The sequence below is a fragment of the Micromonospora sp. NPDC005707 genome, assembly GCF_040631005.1.
GTDB lineage: Bacteria > Actinomycetota > Actinomycetes > Mycobacteriales > Micromonosporaceae > Micromonospora.
In genome coordinates, this window is the sequence record NZ_JBEXYR010000007.1 from 214942 (window position 1) to 234825 (window position 19884).

Sequence of the window (19884 nt, forward strand, 5' to 3'; positions counted from 1 at the left end):
ATGCCCACCACGGCCACCCCGCAGCCGGGCGCGCCCGTCGACCCCTACCGGGCGTACCACTTCAAGCTGCTCATCAACGGCATCACCAACGGGCACTTCACCGAGGTCAGCGGCTTCGAGGTGGCCATACCGTCGCTGGCGTACCGGGAGGCCGGCAACGAGCGGATCCGGGCCGTCCCCGGCCAGGTCGAGTACGCACCCGTCACCCTCCACTTCGGGCTGACCGCGTCGCGCGAGCTGTGGGACTGGGTGAACGCGGCGGCGAAGGGCACGGTGAGCCGGCGCAACGTCTCGGTGGTGCTGCTCGACCCGGCCGGCACCGCCGAGGTGCTGCGCTGGAACATGATCAACGCGTGGCCGACGCGGTGGCGGGGCGCCCACCTGAACACCCTGTCCCAGGAGATCGCCATCGAGGCGCTGACCCTGGCGTACGAGGGGCTGGAACTGGAGTCCGGCAGTGCCGCCGCCCCGACGACCGCGTGACCGGCTGGCCCGCCTGCTCCGGGCCACCGCCGACCGCCTCGCCACCCCACCCACCGCCCCACCTCCGCACGCCGCCCCCGAGCCCGCCCCGCGCCGCCCCGGCGAACCCCCCGAGCACTGGCTCCGCCTGGTCGCCACCCACGCCCCCGGCCTCCTCCACGACCTCGCCCACCCCACCCCCACGCCGCCCACCGCCGCTCCCCCTGTCGATCAAGAAGTTTGGGTCGGGTCCGACGCCGCCGCCGACGCGAACCTCTTGATCGACCAGGAGGGGGCGGGGGAACGCGGCCGTGTGGACGGTGAGTGGGGGGCCTGGGTTCGGGCGGGCGCTGGGGCCGGGCGGTGGTTGCCGTTGCGCTCAGCGGTTCCCGGGGCGCTCGGCGAGGCGGCCGCGAGGTCAGCACCGTTGGCGGGTGACGGGATCGCACCGTTGGCGGGTGACCGGCTCGCGGAGCGCGCACGGGCGGCTGACGGGACCGCGTGGCCGGCACCTTCCTCGGCGGACGCGATCCGCGGCCTTTCGCCTTTCCCCGCCGACGACGCCGCCCGGGACGGGTTCACGTCGCGCGATGCGGCGGGCCGGCGCCGGCCGCTCGACATCGGGTGGGGACCGGGCGCACGCGAGTCGGCCACCCGCGGATCCCTCCCCGGCATGCGGGGTGCCTCGTCGGCCGGCGAGGCCGGCCGTGACGGGTCGCGGGGCGATGCCGGCGCCTCACGCCGGGCCGCGACGGCCCAGTGGTCGTCCGGTGCGGCCGGCGTGTCACCGGGATCGCCGCCGGGCCGGACCGGCGCTCCCGCCGGACCGCCCGGTCACGCCGGCGCCGCAGCGGAGTCGGCACTCGGCGCGGGCCCACTCGCGGACCGTCTTCGGGCCGGCCGGAACGGTGCTTTCGACAGATCGTCGTCCGGTGGGACCGGCGCACCAGCGGGATCGGCGTCCGGTGGGACCGGCGCACCAGCGGGATCGGCGTCCGGTGGGACCGGCGCACCAGCGGGATCGGCGTCCGGCCCCAGCTTCGTCCGACAAGGACCCTCGTCCGGCGCCCGGCCGGCAGCACCGCCCGGGTGGGTCGGAGCCCTGGCCGACCCGTCGGCCGGGGCGGCCGGATCGGGCGGCGCGCGGCCCGGCGGCGGCCCGTCGGGGTGGGGCGCCGTCCCGGGCAGCGCGGCCGGGGCGGGACTGATCGGCCGCCCCGCGCGGGTCACCTCGACCTCCGACGCGGGCGCGCTCGCCGTCCTGCTCGCCGACGCGGCCCCGGGCCGGCTCCGGCCCGGACCGCCGGCCGACGCACCGGGCATCGCCGGCACCGGGATGACCCGTGCCGCAGACCTTCGGGTGCATCCGTTGTCGCTGGGACGACAACAGACGCACCCGAACTCGACCGCGCCCGCACACCCGCGCGGCACCGGTGGCGAGGGGTGGCCGCGGCCGGACCGCCCGTACTGGACCGGGGCGGCGGCCGGGCCGTGGCCGGCGCTGCCGGCCGAAGCGGGCGAGCAGGCCAGCGGCAGGGCCGGCGGCGCGGCCGGCGACGGGGCCGGCGGCGTGCCTCGGCGCGACCCGTGGCCGGCGCTGCCCGACGACCGGGAGCTGTGGACGCCGGCGGTCACGGCACGGGACGCCGACCGGCTGGCCCGGCTCGACCGGGAACAGGCGGGTGACTGATGGAGCGCGTCGCCTTCCTCGTGGACGAGTCCGGTACCCGGGTGGACTGCCTGCTCAACCCGGAGACCGTGCAGGTGACCCGGCTGGCCGGCGTACGCCCCCGGGGCGCGCCGGACGGGCAGCTCACCGGCGCCGGTCTCGCCGACGACCCGCTGGTCTTCACCGGCGGCGGGCGGACCGAGCTGGTGCTGGACCTGCTCTTCGACACCGACTTCGTGGAGTCCCCGGCCCGCCCCGAGGACGTGCGCGCGCTCACCCGTCCGCTGTGGATGCTGGCGGAGAACTCCGCGACCGAGCACGGCTGGCTGCGGCCCCCGCTGGTCCGGCTGGTCTGGGGCAAGACCTGGAACGTGCCCGGCGTCATCGTGGCCATCGCGGAACGCTTCGACGCGTTCACCCTCACCGGCACCCCGCGCCGCTCCTGGCTGCGACTCAAGCTGGTCCGGGTGGCCGAGACCGCCGAGGCGGCCCGGGCCGGCTTCGAGGAGGAACTGGCCGCGGCGAGCACGCCGACCGTGCCGCCCGGGTCGGCGGTGGTCGCCGCGGCGGACGGGGCGGCCGAGCCCGGCTGGTCCGGGGTGCGCTTCGACCTGCTCGCCCACGACGCGCTCGGCTCGCCGCTGCGCTGGCGGCTGCTGGCCGAGCACAACCGGATCAGCGACCCGCTGACCGTGCCGGCCGGCACCGCGCTGGCCGTGCCGGCCACCGCCGCCGCCACGCCGCCGCCCGCCGACGGCCCCGCCGGGATGGGAGGCGCGCTGTGATCCGGACCGCCACCCTGCCGGCCGCCACCGCGCCGACCGCCGACGGCCGGACCGGCACGGGAGGTGCGCCGTGATCCGGGCCGCCGTCGTGACGATCGACGGGACACCGCTGGCCGACCCCGGCCGCCTGCGCGGTGTCCGGGTCGCCGCCCGCCTGGACCAACCGACCCAGTGCGAGCTCACCCTGGCCGCCGCGCCGGGCGCCGCCGCCCTCGACCCTCCGGTACGCCCCGGCGCCGCCCTCGACCTGCGCCTGGAGGGTCAGCCCGACGCCCTGTTCACCGGCGAGGTGACCGGCGTCGAGGTGGAGTACGCCGGCGACGGCGCGGCGCTGCTGCGGGTCCGGGCGTACGACCCGCTGCACCGGCTGCGCAAGCGGCAGGAGCTGCGGGTGTTCGAGTCGGTGACCGCCGCCGAGCTGGCCGGGGCGCTCTGCGCCGGCCTGGGGCTCGCGGTCGACGCCGACGACGACGGGCCGCGCCTGGACCGGCTGCTCCAGCACCGGCACACCGACCTGGAGCTGCTGCGCGAGGTGGCCGGCCGGGCCGGCCTGCACCTGACCATGGAGGGCGACCGGCTGCGCCTGCTGACCCTCGACGGTCACGGCGATCCGGTCCCGCTCACCCTCGGCGGGAACGTGCACGCGCTGCGGATCGCGGAGAACCTGGACCGGGCGGGCGGCGGGTGCGCGGTGCTGGGCTGGCACCCGCAGCGCGCGGAACCGCTGCGGCAGGAGGCCGGTGAGGCCCGCTCCGGGCGGCGCATCCCGCTGCGGCCGGACCCGGGCGGGGTGGGCGCGGACGGGGTCCGCACGGCCGTCGACCAGCCGGGCCGCAGCGACGACGAGCTGGCGGCCCTGGCCCAGGCCGGGCTGGACGCCCGGGTGGCCGCGCTGGTGACCGCCGAGGGTACGGCCGAGGGGGACCCGGCACTGCGGCCCGGCCGGCGGATCGCCCTGGCCGGCGTCCCCGACCCGGTCGCCGGCGTGTACGTGCTCACCGAGGTGGTGCACACGCTGGACGCGAACGGGCACCTGACCCGCTTCTCGACCGTACCGCCCGGGCCGCCGCCGGCCGCCCCCGTGGCGGCCACGGTCACCCTCGGCACGGTCACCGACGTGGACGACCCGGACGGGCTGGGCCGGGCCCGGGTGACCCTGCCCGCGTACGGGGACCTGGACGCCGGCTGGCTCGCCGTGGTCTGCCCGGGCGCGGGGCGGGGCAAGGGCATCGTGGCGCTGCCCGACCCGGAGGACACCGTGCTCGTGGCGCTGCCCGGCGGCGAGCCCGCCTCGGGTGTGGTGCTCGGCTCGCTGTTCGGGGCGGTCGAGCCGTACGACGCGGGGATCGTGTCGGGGCGGTCCCGCCGGTGGTCGATGCGGACCGGCACGGGGCAGTCGATCGTCATCGACGACGACGGGCGCACCCTGCGCCTGGCCACCGACGGCGGCAGCTTCGTCGAGCTGCGCCCCGAGCTGACCACCGTGCACGCCGCCGGCGACCTGGTGCTCTCCGCGCCGGGCCGGGCCATGGTGGTGCGCGCCCGCACCGTCGACTTCCTGCAGGCGGAGGCGGCGGAGGACGCCGAGACCGCCGCCGCCCAGGCCCGTACCCTCGCCCGCTCCCACGGAGGTGGCTGATGCGCTGGATCCACCGCGACTCGCTGATCACCTGCGACCACGACGGGCGGGTGGCCAACCGCCCCTCCCAGCGGTGGGTGACGGTGCGGGGTGTGCCGGTGCTGGTCGAGGCCGACCCGGAGGGGCGGGACATCACCGCCTGCCCCAACTACGGCCCGACCATCAAGCCCTGCGCGAAGACGCTGAAGGTGACCGTCGGCTACAGCGCCTGGCTGCGGGTGGACGGCCACCGCGTGGTGCTGTCCCACCTGGACGGGCTCACCGACGGCACCCCGCCCGGGCTGGTCCACCACAAGGTCCGCGACCCGCGGCAGACCTTCCTGGGAGCGGACGCATGAGGGCCTTCCGGTTCGTCGGCGCCGGCTTCGACGCGGGTCGCACCGGCGGTCTCGCGCTGACCGCCGCCGGCGGCCTGGCCATGACCGAGGGCGACGAGACCGTACGCCAGGCGCTGTTCCTGCTGCTGTCCACCACGCCGGGCGAGCGGCTGATGCGCCCCGGGTACGGGTCGCGGCTGCACCGGCTGGTCTTCGCACCCAACGACGACACGACGGCGGGGCTGGCCATCCACTACGTGCGGCAGGCCATCCGGCGCTGGGAGCCCCGGGTCGAGGTGCTCGACGTGGACGCCGGGCCGGACCCGGACGACCCGTGGCGGCTGGTGATCCGGCTGGACTACCGGGTGCGGGCCAGCCTCTCCCCCGGCCAGCTGGTCTTCTCCGTGGACCTGCTGCCCGTCGACGACGAGCCCGGCGAGGAGGGTCCCGCATGACGCTGCCGGTGCCGCACCTGGACGACCGCGCCTTCCTCGACCTGGTCACCGAGGCCCGGGAACGGATCCGCCGGTCCTGCCCGGACTGGACGGACCTCTCCGCGCACGACCCGGGCATGGCGTTGCTGGAGGCGTTCGCCTACCTCACCGAGGTGATGATCTACCGGCTGAACCAGTTGCCGGAGAAGGCGTACGTGGCCTTCCTCAACCTGCTCGGGGTGACCCGGCACCCGCCGGCCGCCGCGTGGGCGGACGTCCGCTTCACCCGGACCGGCGCGGACCGGGGCGCGGTCCGCGTCCCGGCCGGCACCCGGGTCGCCGCCGCCCGTGGCGCCGACCCCCGGCCGGTCGTCTTCGTGACCACCGAGCCGGCCGTGCTGCCCGCGGGCGAGACCGAGGTGACGGTACGCGTGCACCACTGCGAGCCGGTCGAGGCGGAGCTGCTGGGCACCGGCACCGGGCAGGCCGGGCAGGTGTTCCGGGCGGCCCGGGCGCCACTGGCCCGGACCACCGAGGCACTGGACCTGCTGCTCGGGGTGGAGGTGCCCACCGGGTCGGTGGAGCTGGGTGCGGCCGCCCGCGAGCACGAGGGCCGCACGTACGAGATCTGGCGGCCGGTGGACAGCTTCGCCGGCGCCGGCCCGCAGGCCAAGGTCTACCTGGTCGACCGCGCCTCCGGCGTGGTCACCTTCGCCCCCGCGCTGGACCTGCGGCCGGCGGACGGGGCCGGGCCGGGTGTCGAGGGGGCGCCCGGCCCGGTGGCGGCAGTACCGCCGGCGGGCCGGCAGGTCCGGCTCTGGTACCGGTGCGGCGGCGGGCCGGCGGGGAACGTGGCGGCCGGGACGCTGACCAGCCTGCGCGACCCGCTGCCCGGGCTGAAGGTGGACAACCCGGCGCCGGCCGCGGGCGGCCGGGACCTGGAGTCGATGGAGTCGGCCCTGGCCCGGGGCCCGTACGAGTTCTTCGCCCAGCAGCGCGCGGTGACCGCCCGGGACTACGAGATCCTGGCCGCCGGTTCCGGTGCGGTGGCCCGGGCGCGGGCGTTCACCCGGGCGGCCGTCTACAGCTTCGCCCGCCCCGGCGAGGTCGAGGTGGTGCTGGTGCCGTACGTGCCGGAGCAGGCCCGACCGGGCGGCCGGCTGCCGGTGGCGGTGCTGCGGGAGCACGAGGTGGAGGAGGCCCGCCGCCGGGTGGAGGCCGACCTGGACCGGCGCCGGGCGCTCGGCACGGCGGTGCGCGCCGGCTGGGCGCGCTACAAGGCGGTCTCCGTCCGGGCCCGCGTGGTGGTCCGCCGCGAGGAGGACGTGGACGCGGTCCGACGGCGCATCCACGACCGGCTGCACCAGACGCTCAGCCCCCTGCCCACCCCGCTCAACCCGGCCGGCTGGGCGTTCGGCGAGCCGCTGCGGGCTTCCAACGTGTACCGGATGCTGGAGCACGCGGAGCCGGGTGTGCGCTACGTCGAGTCGGTCCGGTTCGTGGTCGACGAGGCGCCGGACGCGCAGGTGCGGACCGTGGCCGTCGACCAGTACCAGCCGGGCACCTGGTACACCGGGCGCGGCCCGGTGCTGTTCCGCTCCACCGACGCGGGCGCGGGGTGGGAGCCGGCCGGCCGGTTCGACGGCGAGAGCGTGGTCCGGGTGGTGCCCGCTCCCGCCCCGGTGCGCCCCGGCGTGGTGCCCCGGGCCGGTTCGGTGGCCGTGGTGACCGCGCGCGACGCGGGCGGCTCGCGGGTGCGGCTGAGCACCGACCTGGGCGAGACCTGGACGCTGCTGACCGACCTGGACTCCGGGGTGCGGGACCTGGCCTGGATCGACCGGGACGGCGCCGGGGCGCTGCTGCTGGCCACCGACGCCGGCCTCTACGAGGTGTCGCTGCTGCCCGGCGCCGTGCCGTTGCAGATCCTGGTCGACCCGGCCGACGCCGACCGGGGCTTCTACGCGGTCCGGGCGTTCGTCTCCGAGCGCGGCGCGCCCGGGGTGGCGGTGGCCGCGCAGGCCGGCTTCGGGGTCTACCTGTCCACCGCCGCCGGCCGCCCCGGCACCTTCGCGCACGTGGGCCTGGCCAATGTGGACAACCGGGTGCTCGCCGTGCAGTACGACGGCCCGGCCACCCTGCTGTGGAGCGGCGCCGGCGAGCCGGACCCGAAGAAGCCCGGGCAGGGCTGCCACCGCACCCGGCTGTTCGAGTCCGACGTGAAGTGGCAGTCGGTGGCGGGCGGCTGGATCGGCGGCACCTGCCGGGACCTGGCGTTCAGCGGCACCCTGGCGCTGGCCGCCACGCAGAGCGGCGGGGTGGTCCGGCTGGACACCCTGGCCGCGCAGCCGCAGTGGCAGCCCGTGATGGTCAACTGCGGGCTGCCGCTGCGCGACCGGACCCGGTTCGTCCCGGTGGACGCGATCGCCGCGACCGGACCGTCCGGCGCGGGTGGGGCCGGCCGGCTGGTCCTGGCCGGCGGCGAGCGCGGCGTGTACCGCAGCGGCGACGCGGAGGACTGGACGGCCAGCGCCAACCAGGCCACGGCCGACGTGGTGACCGTTCCCGGCACCTGGCTGCTCTGCTCCGGCGAGCACGACATCGAGGTGGTGCGGCAGGATGCGCCGAGCGGCGATTGAGCGGCTGCTGCCGGCCGCGTACCAGCGGGCCGCCGGCCCGGGCAGCGTGCTGGGCGCGCTGCTGGACGTCATGGAGTCGCTGCACGCCCCGGACGAGGCGGTGCTCGCCGACGTCGACGCGCTGTTCGCGCCGTACCGGACGCCGGACGGGTTCGTGGCCTACCTGACCCGGTGGGTGGCCATGGACCACGTGGTCGCCGCGCCCCGGGCGGACGCGCCGCTGCCGCTGCCGGTGGGCCGGCTGCGGGACCTGGTCGCGCACGGCGCGCTGCTGGCCCGGTGGCGGGGCACCCCGTACGGGATGCGCACCGCGCTGGAGCTGGCCACCGGCGTGACCGGGTTCGTGCTGGAGGAGCCGGCCGACCGGCCGTTCCACGTGGTGGTCCGGGTGCCGCCGGCCGCCGCCGACCGGCTCGCCCTGGTCACCCGCATCGTCGAGGCGGAGAAGCCCGCCGCGGTCACCGTCGAGGTCACCACCGACCCGACCCCCCGACCCGACGCGGACCCCACCGGCCCCGCCGAACCGGAGCCCCCCGCGGCCGACGCCGCCGACCCGGCGCCGCCCGCCGCCGACGCCGCCGACCCGACGCCGCCCGTACCCGACGCCGCCGACCCGGAGCCGGCCACAGCCGACGCCGCCGACCCGGCGACACCCACGCCCGGCGCCGACGAGCCGGAGGGCACGGCCACCGGGGTGGCGGCCGTTCCCGCGGTGGGCCGGGCCCGCGTGCCGTCCCCCGCACCCCGTGACCAGCCGTCAGAGGAGCCGTCATGACCACCGAATGGGCCGTCGTCGCCGCCGCCGAGCAGTTCACCCTGGACGCCCGCAACTGCGGCGAGCTGACCTTCACCGTCTCCAACCCGGGCGAGGCGCCGGACACCGTGGTCTTCGACGTCGCGCCCGGCGAGGGCAGCCAGCGCGGCTGGTTCACCGTGGCCGAGCCGCAGCGGGTGGTGCCCGGGCAGGGCTCGGTGTCGTTCCTGGTCCGGCTCGCCGTGCCGCCCGGCACCCCGCCCCGGCGCTACGACATGACCGGGTTCGCGTACTCGGCGAACACCGCGCCCGAGGAGAGTTCCCGCTCCAGCGGCCGGGTGACGTACGACGTGCGGGCTGTCGTACCCCCGAAGCGCGCGCCGTGGCCGTGGCTCGCGGCCGCGGCGGCGCTGCTGCTCGTGGTGGCCGGGGTGGTGGTCTGGCTGGTGACCCGCAGCGGGGATCCGCCGCCCCCGCCGCGGGCCCAGGTGGTGACCGTGGAGGCCGAGACGCTGGTCTCCGGCGCGACGGTGCAGTCGACCACCGCGGCGGCCGCGCGGGTGGAGTCCCAGCCGAACTGCTGTGAGGTGGTGTGGTCCGGCGACGCCCAGCTCTTCTTCCAGGGCCGGGCCGTGGGTGACCGGGTGACCGTCTCGGTGGACCTGCCCGCCGACGGCACCTGGCGCCTCTCCACCGTGCGCACCACCTCGTTCGACTACGCCAACACCATCTGGCTGGTGGACGGCCGGCAGGTCGGCGACACCTTCTTCGGCTTCACCCCGACGGTGGTGCGCACCGACTTCGTGGACGTGGGCACCGTGGAGCTGGCCCGGGGCCCGCACAAGCTGACCCTGGTGGCGGTGAGCCGGACGCAGGGCACCGACCGGTACTTCGCCGGGGTCGACCAGATCCGGTTCACCCAGCTCCTCGCGCCGTGAGCGGGCGGCAGAAGGTGCTGCTGGCGGCCCTCGCCGGGCTGCTCGTGGTGCTCTACGTGGTGGCGGTGGGCGGCGGCCGGCACGAGCGGGGCGATCCGGCCGCCGGGCCCGGCTGGCTGGCCCGGTTCGGCGGGAGCGCCGGCACGGTGGACCCGGCGACGGTGACCGTGGCGTGCGTGCCGCCGGCCAGCGAGCCGAGCCCGTCCGCCGAGGGCGTGGTGGTCGGCTTCGGCGTCGCCTGCCGGCTGCGGGTGGCCGACCCGGGCGACCTGCGCAGCCTGGTGCTGCGCAGCGCGGCGCCGTTCGTGGTGAGCGCCCCGGCGCCCGGGGACGCCGACGTCACGGTCACCGACGAGGTGACGCCCGGCGACGACGGTACGGCGGTGGCGAAGGTGGCGGTGGACGGGGAGACCGAGGTCGCCCTGCGATGCCCGGGAGGTGGCGGATGCGTGGTCACCGTCGCCCGGTCCTGACCGGCACCGGGCCGGCCCGCGAGGAGGTGCGCCATGGGTGAGCTGCGCAAACCCTTCCTACTGCTGGCGTTGCTCGCCATCGCGCTGGTGGTGGGCCTGGAGCTGGGCGCGGCGGCGCTCACCGGCGGCGGGGACGCCGGCGGCGCGCTGCGGGACAGCGCCGGTCAGCTCGGCGTCGAACTCGGGGACGTGGGCGCGGTGACCGAGCCGTCCGGCCGGGGCACCGGCCACCTGGCGCTCATCGACGTGGTGGCGCTCTGGACCACCGGGCTGTTCAGCCTGAGCCTCGTGGTGCCCGACCGGATCCAGGGCCGGGTGCAGGGCGTGGCCACCCTGGTCTTCTCGATCCTGCTGCTGCTCGCGTCGCTGGTCCTGCTGATCGTCGCCTTCGTCGAGCTGACCGTGATGGTCTCGCTGTTCCTGGCCGCGCCGTTCGGCACGCTGGCGTACCTGGCCGTGTGGGGGTTCTTCCCGGTGGGCGACGCGGCCGTGCTGCTCGGCCTGGTGCTGCTGCTCAAACTGGTCTGGGCGGCGCTGCTGCTGCTCGCGCAGCCGCGCTTCCTGCAGAACAAGGGCCTCGTGCTGCTGGCGCTGACCACCCTGCTGTGCACGGTGGTCCTGGAGTTCCTGCACCAGCTGGTGCCGGGCATCCTGGTCAGCATCACCGACGACCTGGGCGCGGTGGTGTTCGCCGTGGTGGCGCTGGTCTGGGCGCTGGTCCTGCTGATCGGCTCGATCCCCGCCATCGTCAAGGCCGTCCGCACCACCGCGACCACCTCCCGCCCCACCGCGCGCGCCCGGTGAGCGCCGCCTCCGCCGATCGGGGCACGGCTTTCCCGGCGGTGCTGCGGTAGCCTCTCGGCCACCGGGGTGTGCGAGGGGGTGCGCATGGCGACGTTGGCCGATGTCGCCCGCCGGGCGGGCGTCTCCCCCGCGACCGCGTCGCGGGTCATCAACGGCAGCAGCAAGCCGGTCGCCGACGAGCTGCGCGAGCGGGTGCTGAAGGCCGTGGCCGAGCTGCGGTACGTGCCGAACGCGCACGCCCAGCTGCTGGCCCGGCCGCAACGCAGCGTGGTCGGTGTGCTGGTGCACGACGTCTCCGACCCGTACTTCGCCGAGGTGACCCGGGGGTTGCAACGGGTCGCCACCGAGCGGGGGCGGCTGGTGATCATCTGCAACAGCTACCGCGATCCCGAGCGGGAGGTGGAGTACGTCGACCTGCTCCGCGCCCAGCAGGTCGCCGCGATCGTGCTGGCCGGCTCCGGCTACCACGACCCCACGGTCAACGCCCTGCTCGACGAGCGGCTCGCCGCGTACGCGGCCACCGGCGGGCGGGTCGCGGTGATCGGCCGGCACCGGCACCGGGGCGACGCCGTGCTGCCGGCCAACGAGGAGGGCGCCCGCCTGCTCGGCGCGGAGCTGCGCCGGCTCGGTCACCGGGCCGTCGGCGTGCTCGCCGGGCCGCGCTCCCTCACCACCACGAGCGACCGGCTCGCCGGGCTCGCCGCCGGCCTGGCCGAGCCGCTGCCGCAGCCGCGGATCCGGTACGCGGACTTCACCCGCGACGGCGGGTCCCGGGCCGCGGCGGAGCTGCTGGACGCGGCGCCGGGCCTGACCGCGATCGTGGCGTTGAACGACTCGATGGCGGTCGGCGCCTTGAACCTGCTGCGCGCCCGTGGCGTGCGGGTGCCCGCGGAGGTCTCCGTGGTCGGCTTCGACGACATGCCCATCGCCGCCGACGTGACCCCCGCGCTGACCACGGTCCGGCTGCCGCTGGCCGAGCTCGGCGCCCGCGCCATGACCCTGGCCCTCGACGCGCCCGGCGGCCGGGACCGGGTGGAAACCCTTGCCGCCGAGCTGGTCCACCGCGACAGCCTCGGCCCGGCCCCGGCCTGACCGGCCCGCCCCGGCCCGGCCCCGGCACGACCGGCCCGGCCCGGCACGACCGGATTGCCCCGGCAGGACCGGCCTGCTCCGGCCTGACCGGTCTTAGCCCTGATCGGCGGCGAGGGCGGCGAGGCGCGGGATCTGGCGGGGGTCGGACAGCGCCGACCCGACCGCCACGAGCCGCGCCCCGGCGGCGAGGAAAGCGGCCGCGTTGTCGGCGTCGATCCCGCCGGTGGCCACGAACCGCGCCTCGGGCAGCGGCCCGGCGACCGCCCGGAACCAGGCCGGGCCGAGGCTGACCGCCGGGAACGCCTTCAACCACACCAGGCCGTGGTCGAGGGCCTGCTGCGCCTCGGTGGGGGTGGCCACGCCGGGCAGGTGCGGGATGCCGTAGCTGACCGCCGCGTCGGCGACCGCGAGGTCCAGCCCGGGGGCCACGGTGAACGCGGCGCCCGCGCCGGCGGCCTGCCGGACCTGGGCGGGGGTGCGGACCGTGCCGGCGCCCACGAGGCGGTCCCGCCGCCGGCCGGCGTCCACGGCGGCGCGCAGCGCGAGGACCGCGTCGGGGGTGCGGATCGGCACCTCCACCACGTCGATGTCGAGGTTCCAGGCCCGCTCCGCGAGCCGGACCGTCTCGTCGGGCGGCAGGTCACGCAGGATCACCATGACCCGCGCGGGGCCGAAGATCGGCGCGAAGTCGTGCCCGCTCATCGCCCGCTCCCTCCACCGTGGCCGTTCCCGGCCGCATTCTGCACCGTGGTGGCGCCGTCGGGCTGCCCCGACCCTGGACCGGGAAGGTCCGCGGGCACGAGGGTGGCCCACCGCGCGTCGGGCAACGCCAGCGCGCGGGCCGTCCACGCCGGATCGGGCGGCGGCGCGGTGTCGCCGGCGGCGGCCAGCGCCGGGACGGCCGTGAGGTGCCCGAGCCGCAGGCAGGCCGCCGGGTCGAGGCCGCGCAGCAGCCCGGCCAGGAACCCGGCGGCGAAGGCGTCCCCCGCACCGACCGGTTCGCGCACCGGCGCCGGCAGCGCCGGCACGAACACCTCCCCTCCGGTACGCGGCAGCGCCGTCGCGCCCACCCCGCCGTCCTTGACCACCACGAGGTCCGGGCCGGGCAGCAGCGCGCGGACGTCGGCCGGCGCGGTGACGCCCCAGAGGGTGGCCGCCTCGTCCAGCCCGACCAGCACCACGTCGGCCCGGTCGGCCAGGTCGCGCAGCACCGGGGCGGCCCGGCGCGCCGGCCACAGCCGGGGCCGGTGGTTGACGTCGAAGCTGACCCGGGCGGCGGGCAGCGGGCGGGCGGTGAGCGCGTGCGCCACCAGCTCCCGGCAGCTGCGCGAGAGCGCCGGGGTGATGCCGGTGAGGTGCAGCAGCCGCACCCCGGTCAGGCGCGGGTCGTCGAGGGCGCGGGCGGTCAGCCGGGACGCGGCCGAGCCGGCCCGGTGGTAGTGCACCCGGGTGCCGTCCGGGCCGGGGTCCTTCAGGTAGACGCCCGTGGGCGCGGCCGGGTCGACGGCGACCAGGCTGGTGTCCACCCCGGCGGCGGCGACCTCGCGGAGCACCCGGCGGCCGAACGGGTCGTCGCCGACCCGGCTGACCCAGGCGGCCCGGTGGCCGAGCCGGGCCAGCGCCATGGCCACGTTGGACTCGGCGCCGCCCACCCCGACGGTGAGCCGGTCGGCGTGCTCCAGCGGGGTCGGGGCGGCCGGGGCGAGCACCGCCATGGTCTCGCCCACGCAGGCCACCTCCGGGCCGGTCACCCGGACTCCTCGGCGAGGCGGGCGGCCACGGCCGCACGGTCCAGCCGGCCGTCGGCGACCAGCACCCGGTGCCGGTTGCGCCGGGGCCGTCCGGCCGCGATCACCGCCGGCCGGTCGAAGGCGTACGCGACGCAGACGCCCGGGTACATCCCGGTCCGCACGAACCACCGGTCGCCGGGCCCCAGCCCGGTGAAGACCAGGGTGTACGCCCCGCCGCCCGGTCCCGTCCCGCTCAGCGCCAGCCAGCCGGCGGCCGAGCCGTTGACCGCCTCCTCCCCCTCGGCGTCCACCGTGAACACCTCGGGCTCCCCGTCAGCGATGGCCCGCCAGAAAAAGCCGCCGTAGCCGGCGCCGCCGGGGCGGCCGTTGGTGGCCGGACTGCCCAGGTGCACGTCCCGACCGCCGGCGGCGGTGAGGGTGGCGTCGACGTCGAGCCACCAGGCTTCGGGGCCGGCCGGGATGGCGGTGAGCCGGCGTCGCTCGCGCAGCAGCGGGCGGCCGGCCCGGTCCCGCCACTCCAGGTCGTGGTCGAGCCGGTCGGCGGCACGTGCGCGCCAGCCGGTGTGGGCGATGACGCCGTGGTCGTCCCGCCAGGTGTAGCCGGTGTCCCGGACGTAGGTGCGCCCGCCCCAGAGGTTGGCGCCGTCGACGTCCTGCACGGCGAGGGATGCGCCGAGGTGCCAGACGTGGTCGGCGGGCAGCGCGTCGGTGACCGGGGTGCCGGACAGGGTACGCACGGGGTGCAGATACGGCCGTGGCCCGTGCCGCGCGTCCAGGTCCGGGTCGACCACGTAACCGGCGACCTCGGTGCCGGCCACGACCAGGCGCGGATCGTCGTCCCGGTCGGAGCGGCCGTTCCCGCCGCCGGCCACGACCAGGCGCGGATCGTCGTCCCGGTCGGAACGGCCGTTCCCGCCGCCGGCCACGACCAGGCGCGGATCGTCGTCCCGGTCGGAACGGCCGTCCCCGCCGCCGGCCACGACCAGGCGCGGATCGTCGTCCCGGTCGGAGCGGCCGTCCCCGCCGCCGGCCACGACCGGGCGGGGCTCGCGCTCCGGGGCCGTCGGGCCGGGCAGCACGCCGCCGCGGCTGTCGGCGGTCACGGCGCCTCCGGGCTGGTGAGCGGGCGGCGGGCGGCAACCGCGTGGAGGGCGGCCAGGGCGTAGCCGGCGAGGATCGGCACGGCGACCGGGGTGACCAGCACGGCGAGCAGCCCGGCCACGCAGCACACCCCGGTGGCGGCCGCCCAGGTGCCGGGCCGCTGCGCGCAGGTGCCCGCCGCCGCCCGGGCCGCGGCCCGCCAGCCCCGGCCGCCGGTGCGCCCGACGGCGACGGCGACCAGGCCCGCGTACCCGAGCAGGGCGGCGGCGACCGCGGCCGTGAGGGCGCTGGCGGGCCCGCCGCCGGGGACCCGGCCGCGGGTCAGGGCGAGCAGGTCGGCGCCGAGCGCGCCGGCCACGGCGAGCGCGACGGCGCTGACCGCCAGCCCTGCGGGGAGCGCCCGGCCGAACCGGGCGAGGGTGGTCCGGGCGGGCGGCCAGCTGCCGGTGCCGCCCCGGTCGTGCAGGGCGGCGCTGGCCGTTGCGACCGCCGGGGCGAGGGTGAGCAGCGGCAGCGCGGCCAGCGCCACGGCGAAGCCGAGCAGCGCCAGGTCGCTCGCCTCGCGCGCCGTGTCCCGCCAGTCCCGACGGGCCGGCTCGGCGCTCATCCCTTCAGCCCGCTGGTGTTGATGCCCTCGACCAGCATCCGCTGGAAGGCGAGGAAGAACAGGAACACCGGCAGCAGCGACAGGACCGACATGGCGAACATCGGGCCGACGGCGCTCTGGCTGGTGGAGTCGATGAACAGGGTCAGCGCCACCGGCACGGTGTAGTCGTCCAGGTTGGACAGGAAGACCAGTTGCCGGAAGAAGTCGTTCCAGGTCCAGATGAACGAGAAGATCGCGGTGGTGACGAGCGCGGGGCGGCTCAGCGGCAGGATGACGTGGCGGAAGACGCCGTACGGGGAGGCCCCGTCGATCTTGGCGGCCTCGTCCAGCTCGCGCGGGATGCCCCGCATGAACTGCACCATGAGGAAGACGAAGAACGCCTCGGTGGCCAGGAAGTGCGGGATGAGCAGCGGCAGGTAGGGCCAGTCCCCGCCGACCAGGCCGAGGCTGCGGAACAGGATGTACTGCGGCACGATCAGCACGTGCCCGGGCAGCAGCAGGGTGCCGATCATGACGGTGAACCAGACCTTGCGCAGCCGGAACCGCAGCCGCCCGAGGGCGTACGCGGCGAGCAGGCAGGACAGCGCGTTGCCGACCACGGTGAGCAGGCTGACCATCGCGCTGTTGAGGAAGAACCGGCCGAAGCCGACGTCGAAGTTGGTCCACCCGTCGGTGTAGTTGCCGGGGGTGAACCGCTCGGGCAGCAGCCCCACGTTGTTGACGATCTCCGCCTGGCTCTTGACCGAGGTGCCGACCATCCACACCAGCGGGTAGAGCACCACGGCGACGATCACGACCAGCACCAGCAGGCGCACGGCCTGCCGGTTGCCGCCGGGACGACGGCGGGCGGGCGCGAGGGCGGTCATTGGTCCTCTCCGTCCGAGTAGTGCACCCAGAACCGGCCGGTGCCGAAGAAGACGGCCGTGATGAGCGCGATGGCGACCAGGAACACCCAGGCCATCGCGGAGGCGTAGCCCATCTCCAGGTCGGTGAAGCCGGAGATGTAGAGCTTGAGCGTGTACATGAGGGTGGAGTCGACCGGGCCGCCGGTGCCGTTGCTGAGCACGAACGCGGCCGTGAAGCCCTGGAACCCGTGGATGGTCTCCAGCACCAGGTTGAAGAAGATCACCGGGGAGAGCATCGGCAGGGTGACCGCCCGGAACCGCCGCCAGGCGCTGGCGCCATCGACGGCCGCCGCCTCGTACAGCTCGGTGGGAATCTGCTTGAGCCCGGCCAGGAAGATGACCATGGGCGCGCCGAACTGCCAGATCGCCAGCACCATGAGCGTTTCGAGGGCCCAGTCGGGGTCGTTCACCCAGGGCAGCCCCTCGATGCCGAACACGGCGAGCAACGAGTTGAACGCGCCGTCCCGGTTGAACATGTTCACCCAGACGATGGCCAGGGCCACGCTGCCGCCGAGCAGCGACGGCAGGTAGAACAGGCCGCGGAACAGGCCGACGCCCCGCCAGGTCCGGTTGAGCAGCAGCGCCACGCCGAGCGCGGCGGCCAGCTTGAGCGGCACGGCCACCAGCGCGAAGGTCAGCGTCACCCGCACGGCGTGCCAGTACGACGGGTCGGCCGTGAACATCCGCTCGTAGTTGGCCAGCCCCACCCAGCGCACCTCGGACAGCGGCGTGAGGATGTCGTAGTCGGTGAAGCTCAGCCAGAGCGAGAGCAGCATGGGGATCGCCGTGACGCCCATCAGTCCGATGAGCCAGGGCGAGAGGAAGACGTACCCCGCCAGACCTTCGCCGAGCCGGGCCCGGCCGACCCCGCGCCGCGCGCGGCGGGGGCCGGTCGGGCCGGTGCGTGCGGTCCGGCCGGGCGCCGTGGTGAGGGCCACGGGCCGGCTCCTTTCTTCGCGGCGCGGTCAGCCGATCGCGGACTTGCAGGCGGCCAGGAACTGCTCGGCCGCCTGGGCCGGGGTGGCCCGGCCGTACTGGGCGTTCTCGGCGGCCTTGATCAGCTCGGACTTCACCTTGCTGTGCCCCTTGATGGGCACCTGCGGCGACTCCCCGAACTTCTGCGCCAGCTCGGACTCCACCTGGATGGACTGCTTCATGGCCGGGTCGGTGACGGTCTCGCTGACCTTGGCGCGCAGGTCGAGGTTGGACGGCAGGCCGCGGTCGGTGCCCAGCAGGGCGACCACCTCCGGGTCGTTGGTCAGGAAATTGATCACGTCGACGGCAACGTCCTTGTGCTTGCTGCCCTTGAACACCGACCAGTACATGGAGGCCCGCGCCCACTGGGCGCTCGGGTCACCCGGGTAGGCGACGACACCCAGCTCGTCCTTGGTGTTCTTCTTCAGGTCGGGCATCTGGTTGGCCCAGACCCAGGAGGTCCCCGCCTTGCCGGTGACCACGAGCTGCTTGGTGATGTCGGTGACGTTGCCCTCGTGGATCACGTCGGGGGTGGGGGTGGCGCCCCGGTCCCGGGCGCCCTTCCAGAGCTCGAACCACTTCGTCACGTCGTCGGCGGTGAACCCGAGTTCCTTGCCGTTGTAGAGGTCCTTGCCCTGCTGGCGCAGCCAGACCCAGAACGCCTTGTAGTCGGCGCTCGGGTCCTGGGTGCCGGGCACCTTCGTCTTCTTCGACACCTGCTCGGCCCAGGCGATGTGCTGCTCCCAGCTCATCCCGGTGGTCGGCTCGGGCAGGCCGTGCTTCTGCAGGAGCGTCTTGTTGTAGATGAGGCCCTGGGTGTTCTCCCCGGCGGCCAGGCCGGCGAGCTTGCCGTCGACCACGCCGTACTGCCAGAGGCTCTTGGGCCACTTCGACACGTCGAGCTTGCCGGAGTCCTTGAAGCTGGTCAGGTCCAGCGTGGTGCTGCGGCCGGCGTACTCGGCGAGGTAGTTGTCGTCGATCTGGAACAGGTCGGGCGGGTTGCCGCCGGCGGTCAGGGTGGCCAGCTTGTCGAAGTAGCCCTGGTTGGCCTGCCAGGTCTTCTCGAAGGTCACCTCGGGGTGCTTCTTCGTGTAGAGGGCCAGGGCGTCCTCGGTCAGCTTGGCGCGGGCGTCGCCGCCCCACCAGAAGACGGACAGCTTGACCGGGCCGCCGTCGGCGGCCTCGTCGCCGCCGCAGGCCGCCGCGCCCAGGGCGAGCGGCACGGCCAGCGCGACGGCGGCCAGGCCGCGCAGGAATCGAGGTCGGGTCCTGGGGGTACGGTGATCCCGCCCGGCGGGCACGCCGGCGGTGGGGGACGTTGCGGGGTGCATCTGCGCTCACTCCTCAGCTGTGGGAGGCGACGACGTCACCGGCGACCGTCCACGGGTCGCCCGGGTCCGCACGGCGATGCGGGCCCGGGCCACCACGTCAGGCCCCGGTGCCGTCCCGGCCGGGCGGTGGGACGGGCCCGGTCGAGTCGCGGACGACCAGTTCGGTCTGGAGCATTACCTGTGCGGTGGTGCGACGGTCGCCGGCCGTTGCGACCCGGCCCCGGGCGCCACGGGGCGCGTCGGAGTCGTGTTGCAGCAGCATGTCGACGGCCGTCCGGCCGGCGGCCGCGGTCGGCGTGGCCACCGTCGTCAACTTGGGCCGGGTCAGCCGGCTCAGCGCGATGTCGTCGATGCCGACGACGCTGACGTCGGCCGGGACCCGGAGCCCGAGGGCGTCGAGCCCTTCGATCAGGCCGATCGCCATGAGGTCGTTGTAGGCGAGCACGGCGGTGACGCCGCTGCGGCGCACCTGGTCGGCCACCGCGCCGCCGCCGGTCTCGGTGGGGTGGTTGGGGCCCAGCACGGTCAGCTCGGCGCCCCCGGCCCGGGCGGCGGCGCCGGCCGCCCGGCGGATCTCCCGGTTGGTCCACGAGCCGCGCGGGCCGCCGAGCAGCGCGATCCGCCGGTGGCCCAGGCCGAGCAGGTGCTCGATCGCCAGCCGGGCTCCCTGGCCGACGTCCATCATCACGCAGGGCAGGCCGGCGACCTGGCGGTTTATCACCACCACCGGGACCTCCCGGCTGACCTGCTCGATGAGGCTGTTGCTCATCCGGGGGCTGCACAGCAGCACCCCGTCGACCTGCTTGGCGAGGGCGTGGACCAGTTCCTCCTCGGCGGCCTGGTCCTCGTTGGTGTCGGCCACGAAGACGTGGTAGTCGCGGTGCCGCGCCTGCCCCTCGGCCGCCTTGATGAGCGGCGGGAAGAACGGGTTGGCGATGTCGGCCACGATCAGGCCGATGTTGTGCGTACGGCCGGTGATGAGGGCGCGGGCGGCCCGGTTCGGCCGGTAGCCGAGGTCCTCCGCGCAGGCCAGCACCCGGACCCGGGTCTCCGGGTTGACCAGGTGCGGGGCCGAGAACGTGCGGGACACGGTGGAGATGTGCACGCCCGAGGCCCGCGCGACGTCCCGGATGGTGGCTGGCACGGCGGGCTCCCTCGTCCAGTGTGGTGGCGGTCACGTGGGTGCCGCCAATTAATGCAAACGGTTGCTC

Annotated in this window: 20 protein-coding genes; 12 read left to right on the forward strand and 8 right to left on the reverse strand. The window is 76.1% G+C overall.

Translation table 11 applies throughout. The features are described from left to right. From ABZ452_RS16185 to ABZ452_RS16240, 12 genes are all read left to right on the forward strand, one after another. Window positions 1-483, forward strand: coding sequence for a phage tail protein (locus tag ABZ452_RS16185; RefSeq protein WP_357943239.1), 483 nt, complete (start codon window positions 1-3; stop codon window positions 481-483). A 1348-nt stretch (window positions 484-1831) separates the two neighbouring features. Beyond that, on the forward strand, window positions 1832-2152 hold the full coding sequence (locus ABZ452_RS16190) for a hypothetical protein (RefSeq protein WP_357943241.1): 321 nt from the start codon (window positions 1832-1834) through the stop codon (window positions 2150-2152). Continuing rightward, complete coding sequence (locus ABZ452_RS16195) at window positions 2152-2916, forward strand: hypothetical protein (RefSeq protein ID WP_357943243.1); 765 nt, start codon at window positions 2152-2154, stop codon at window positions 2914-2916. The genes ABZ452_RS16190 and ABZ452_RS16195 overlap by 1 nt, the downstream gene beginning before the upstream one ends. A 70-nt stretch (window positions 2917-2986) precedes the next feature. Next, a complete protein-coding gene (locus tag ABZ452_RS16200) occupies window positions 2987-4555 on the forward strand; it encodes a phage baseplate assembly protein V (RefSeq protein ID WP_357943245.1) in 1569 nt (522 codons plus the stop codon). Continuing rightward, window positions 4555-4893: a hypothetical protein gene (locus ABZ452_RS16205; RefSeq protein WP_357943247.1), complete on the forward strand. Its 339-nt coding sequence runs from the start codon at window positions 4555-4557 to the stop codon at window positions 4891-4893. The genes ABZ452_RS16200 and ABZ452_RS16205 overlap by 1 nt, the downstream gene beginning before the upstream one ends. After that, the gene (locus tag ABZ452_RS16210) at window positions 4890-5327 is read left to right on the forward strand and encodes a GPW/gp25 family protein (RefSeq protein ID WP_151465564.1); all 438 of its coding nucleotides are present in this window, start codon (window positions 4890-4892) and stop codon (window positions 5325-5327) included. The genes ABZ452_RS16205 and ABZ452_RS16210 overlap by 4 nt, the downstream gene beginning before the upstream one ends. After that, window positions 5324-7942: a putative baseplate assembly protein gene (locus ABZ452_RS16215; RefSeq protein WP_357943249.1), complete on the forward strand. Its 2619-nt coding sequence runs from the start codon at window positions 5324-5326 to the stop codon at window positions 7940-7942. The genes ABZ452_RS16210 and ABZ452_RS16215 overlap by 4 nt, the downstream gene beginning before the upstream one ends. Next, a complete protein-coding gene (locus ABZ452_RS16220; protein ID WP_357943251.1) occupies window positions 7923-8717 on the forward strand; it encodes a phage tail protein in 795 nt (264 codons plus the stop codon). The genes ABZ452_RS16215 and ABZ452_RS16220 overlap by 20 nt, the downstream gene beginning before the upstream one ends. Next, window positions 8714-9634, forward strand: coding sequence for a hypothetical protein (locus ABZ452_RS16225; RefSeq protein WP_357943253.1), 921 nt, complete (start codon window positions 8714-8716; stop codon window positions 9632-9634). The genes ABZ452_RS16220 and ABZ452_RS16225 overlap by 4 nt, the downstream gene beginning before the upstream one ends. Beyond that, on the forward strand, window positions 9631-10107 hold the full coding sequence (locus tag ABZ452_RS16230; protein ID WP_357943255.1) for a hypothetical protein: 477 nt from the start codon (window positions 9631-9633) through the stop codon (window positions 10105-10107). The genes ABZ452_RS16225 and ABZ452_RS16230 overlap by 4 nt, the downstream gene beginning before the upstream one ends. Window positions 10108-10140: 33 nt before the next feature. Beyond that, entirely contained in the window at window positions 10141-10911 is a 771-nt protein-coding gene (locus ABZ452_RS16235) for a hypothetical protein (protein WP_357943257.1), read from the forward strand. Window positions 10912-10995: 84 nt separating this feature from the next. Continuing rightward, window positions 10996-12003 carry a LacI family DNA-binding transcriptional regulator gene (locus ABZ452_RS16240; RefSeq protein ID WP_357943259.1) on the forward strand — a complete coding sequence of 336 codons (1008 nt, stop codon included), beginning with the start codon at window positions 10996-10998 and terminating at the stop codon, window positions 12001-12003. A 93-nt stretch (window positions 12004-12096) separates the two neighbouring features. Here the strand turns inward: ABZ452_RS16240 and ABZ452_RS16245 are convergent, their stop codons facing one another. The 8 genes from ABZ452_RS16245 to ABZ452_RS16280 all read right to left on the reverse strand — a co-directional run bounded on the left by ABZ452_RS16245 (window position 12097) and on the right by ABZ452_RS16280 (window position 19817). Next, entirely contained in the window at window positions 12097-12705 is a 609-nt protein-coding gene (locus tag ABZ452_RS16245; RefSeq protein ID WP_357943261.1) for a bifunctional 4-hydroxy-2-oxoglutarate aldolase/2-dehydro-3-deoxy-phosphogluconate aldolase, read from the reverse strand. Beyond that, on the reverse strand, window positions 12702-13754 hold the full coding sequence (locus ABZ452_RS16250) for a sugar kinase (RefSeq protein WP_357943263.1): 1053 nt from the start codon (window positions 13752-13754) through the stop codon (window positions 12702-12704). Before ABZ452_RS16250 ends, ABZ452_RS16245 begins: the two co-directional genes overlap by 4 nt. Beyond that, window positions 13751-14857: a PmoA family protein gene (locus ABZ452_RS16255; protein ID WP_357943265.1), complete on the reverse strand. Its 1107-nt coding sequence runs from the start codon at window positions 14855-14857 to the stop codon at window positions 13751-13753. Before ABZ452_RS16255 ends, ABZ452_RS16250 begins: the two co-directional genes overlap by 4 nt. Continuing rightward, the gene (locus ABZ452_RS16260; RefSeq protein WP_357943267.1) at window positions 14854-15462 is read right to left on the reverse strand and encodes a hypothetical protein; all 609 of its coding nucleotides are present in this window, start codon (window positions 15460-15462) and stop codon (window positions 14854-14856) included. The genes ABZ452_RS16255 and ABZ452_RS16260 overlap by 4 nt, the downstream gene beginning before the upstream one ends. After that, window positions 15459-16328, reverse strand: coding sequence for a carbohydrate ABC transporter permease (locus ABZ452_RS16265; protein ID WP_357943269.1), 870 nt, complete (start codon window positions 16326-16328; stop codon window positions 15459-15461). The genes ABZ452_RS16260 and ABZ452_RS16265 overlap by 4 nt, the downstream gene beginning before the upstream one ends. Next, window positions 16325-17305, reverse strand: a complete 981-nt coding sequence (locus tag ABZ452_RS16270; RefSeq protein WP_357943271.1) for a sugar ABC transporter permease — start codon at window positions 17303-17305, stop codon at window positions 16325-16327. Before ABZ452_RS16270 ends, ABZ452_RS16265 begins: the two co-directional genes overlap by 4 nt. 27 nt (window positions 17306-17332) lie before the next feature. Next, window positions 17333-18673, reverse strand: coding sequence for an extracellular solute-binding protein (locus ABZ452_RS16275; RefSeq protein ID WP_357943273.1), 1341 nt, complete (start codon window positions 18671-18673; stop codon window positions 17333-17335). 97 nt (window positions 18674-18770) lie between these two features. Next, a complete protein-coding gene (locus ABZ452_RS16280) occupies window positions 18771-19817 on the reverse strand; it encodes a LacI family DNA-binding transcriptional regulator (RefSeq protein ID WP_357943275.1) in 1047 nt (348 codons plus the stop codon). Window positions 19818-19884: the final 67 nt, after the last annotated feature.

Bases quoted from the DNA above. Each gene is read 5' to 3' on its own strand.
- ABZ452_RS16240 (WP_357943259.1), top strand. From the start codon at position 10,996: ATGGCGACGTTGGCCGATGTCGCCCGCCGGGCGGGCGTCTCCCCCGCG.
- ABZ452_RS16275 (WP_357943273.1), bottom strand. From the start codon at position 18,673: ATGCACCCCGCAACGTCCCCCACCGCCGGCGTGCCCGCCGGGCGGGAT.
- ABZ452_RS16265 (WP_357943269.1), bottom strand. From the start codon at position 16,328: ATGACCGCCCTCGCGCCCGCCCGCCGTCGTCCCGGCGGCAACCGGCAG.
- ABZ452_RS16260 (WP_357943267.1), bottom strand. From the start codon at position 15,462: ATGAGCGCCGAGCCGGCCCGTCGGGACTGGCGGGACACGGCGCGCGAG.
- ABZ452_RS16225 (WP_357943253.1), top strand. From the start codon at position 8,714: ATGACCACCGAATGGGCCGTCGTCGCCGCCGCCGAGCAGTTCACCCTG.
- ABZ452_RS16195 (WP_357943243.1), top strand. From the start codon at position 2,152: ATGGAGCGCGTCGCCTTCCTCGTGGACGAGTCCGGTACCCGGGTGGAC.
- ABZ452_RS16245 (WP_357943261.1), bottom strand. From the start codon at position 12,705: ATGAGCGGGCACGACTTCGCGCCGATCTTCGGCCCCGCGCGGGTCATG.
- ABZ452_RS16205 (WP_357943247.1), top strand. From the start codon at position 4,555: ATGCGCTGGATCCACCGCGACTCGCTGATCACCTGCGACCACGACGGG.
- ABZ452_RS16210 (WP_151465564.1), top strand. From the start codon at position 4,890: ATGAGGGCCTTCCGGTTCGTCGGCGCCGGCTTCGACGCGGGTCGCACC.
- ABZ452_RS16185 (WP_357943239.1), top strand. From the start codon at position 1: ATGCCCACCACGGCCACCCCGCAGCCGGGCGCGCCCGTCGACCCCTAC.
- ABZ452_RS16220 (WP_357943251.1), top strand. From the start codon at position 7,923: ATGCGCCGAGCGGCGATTGAGCGGCTGCTGCCGGCCGCGTACCAGCGG.
- ABZ452_RS16215 (WP_357943249.1), top strand. From the start codon at position 5,324: ATGACGCTGCCGGTGCCGCACCTGGACGACCGCGCCTTCCTCGACCTG.
- ABZ452_RS16235 (WP_357943257.1), top strand. From the start codon at position 10,141: ATGGGTGAGCTGCGCAAACCCTTCCTACTGCTGGCGTTGCTCGCCATC.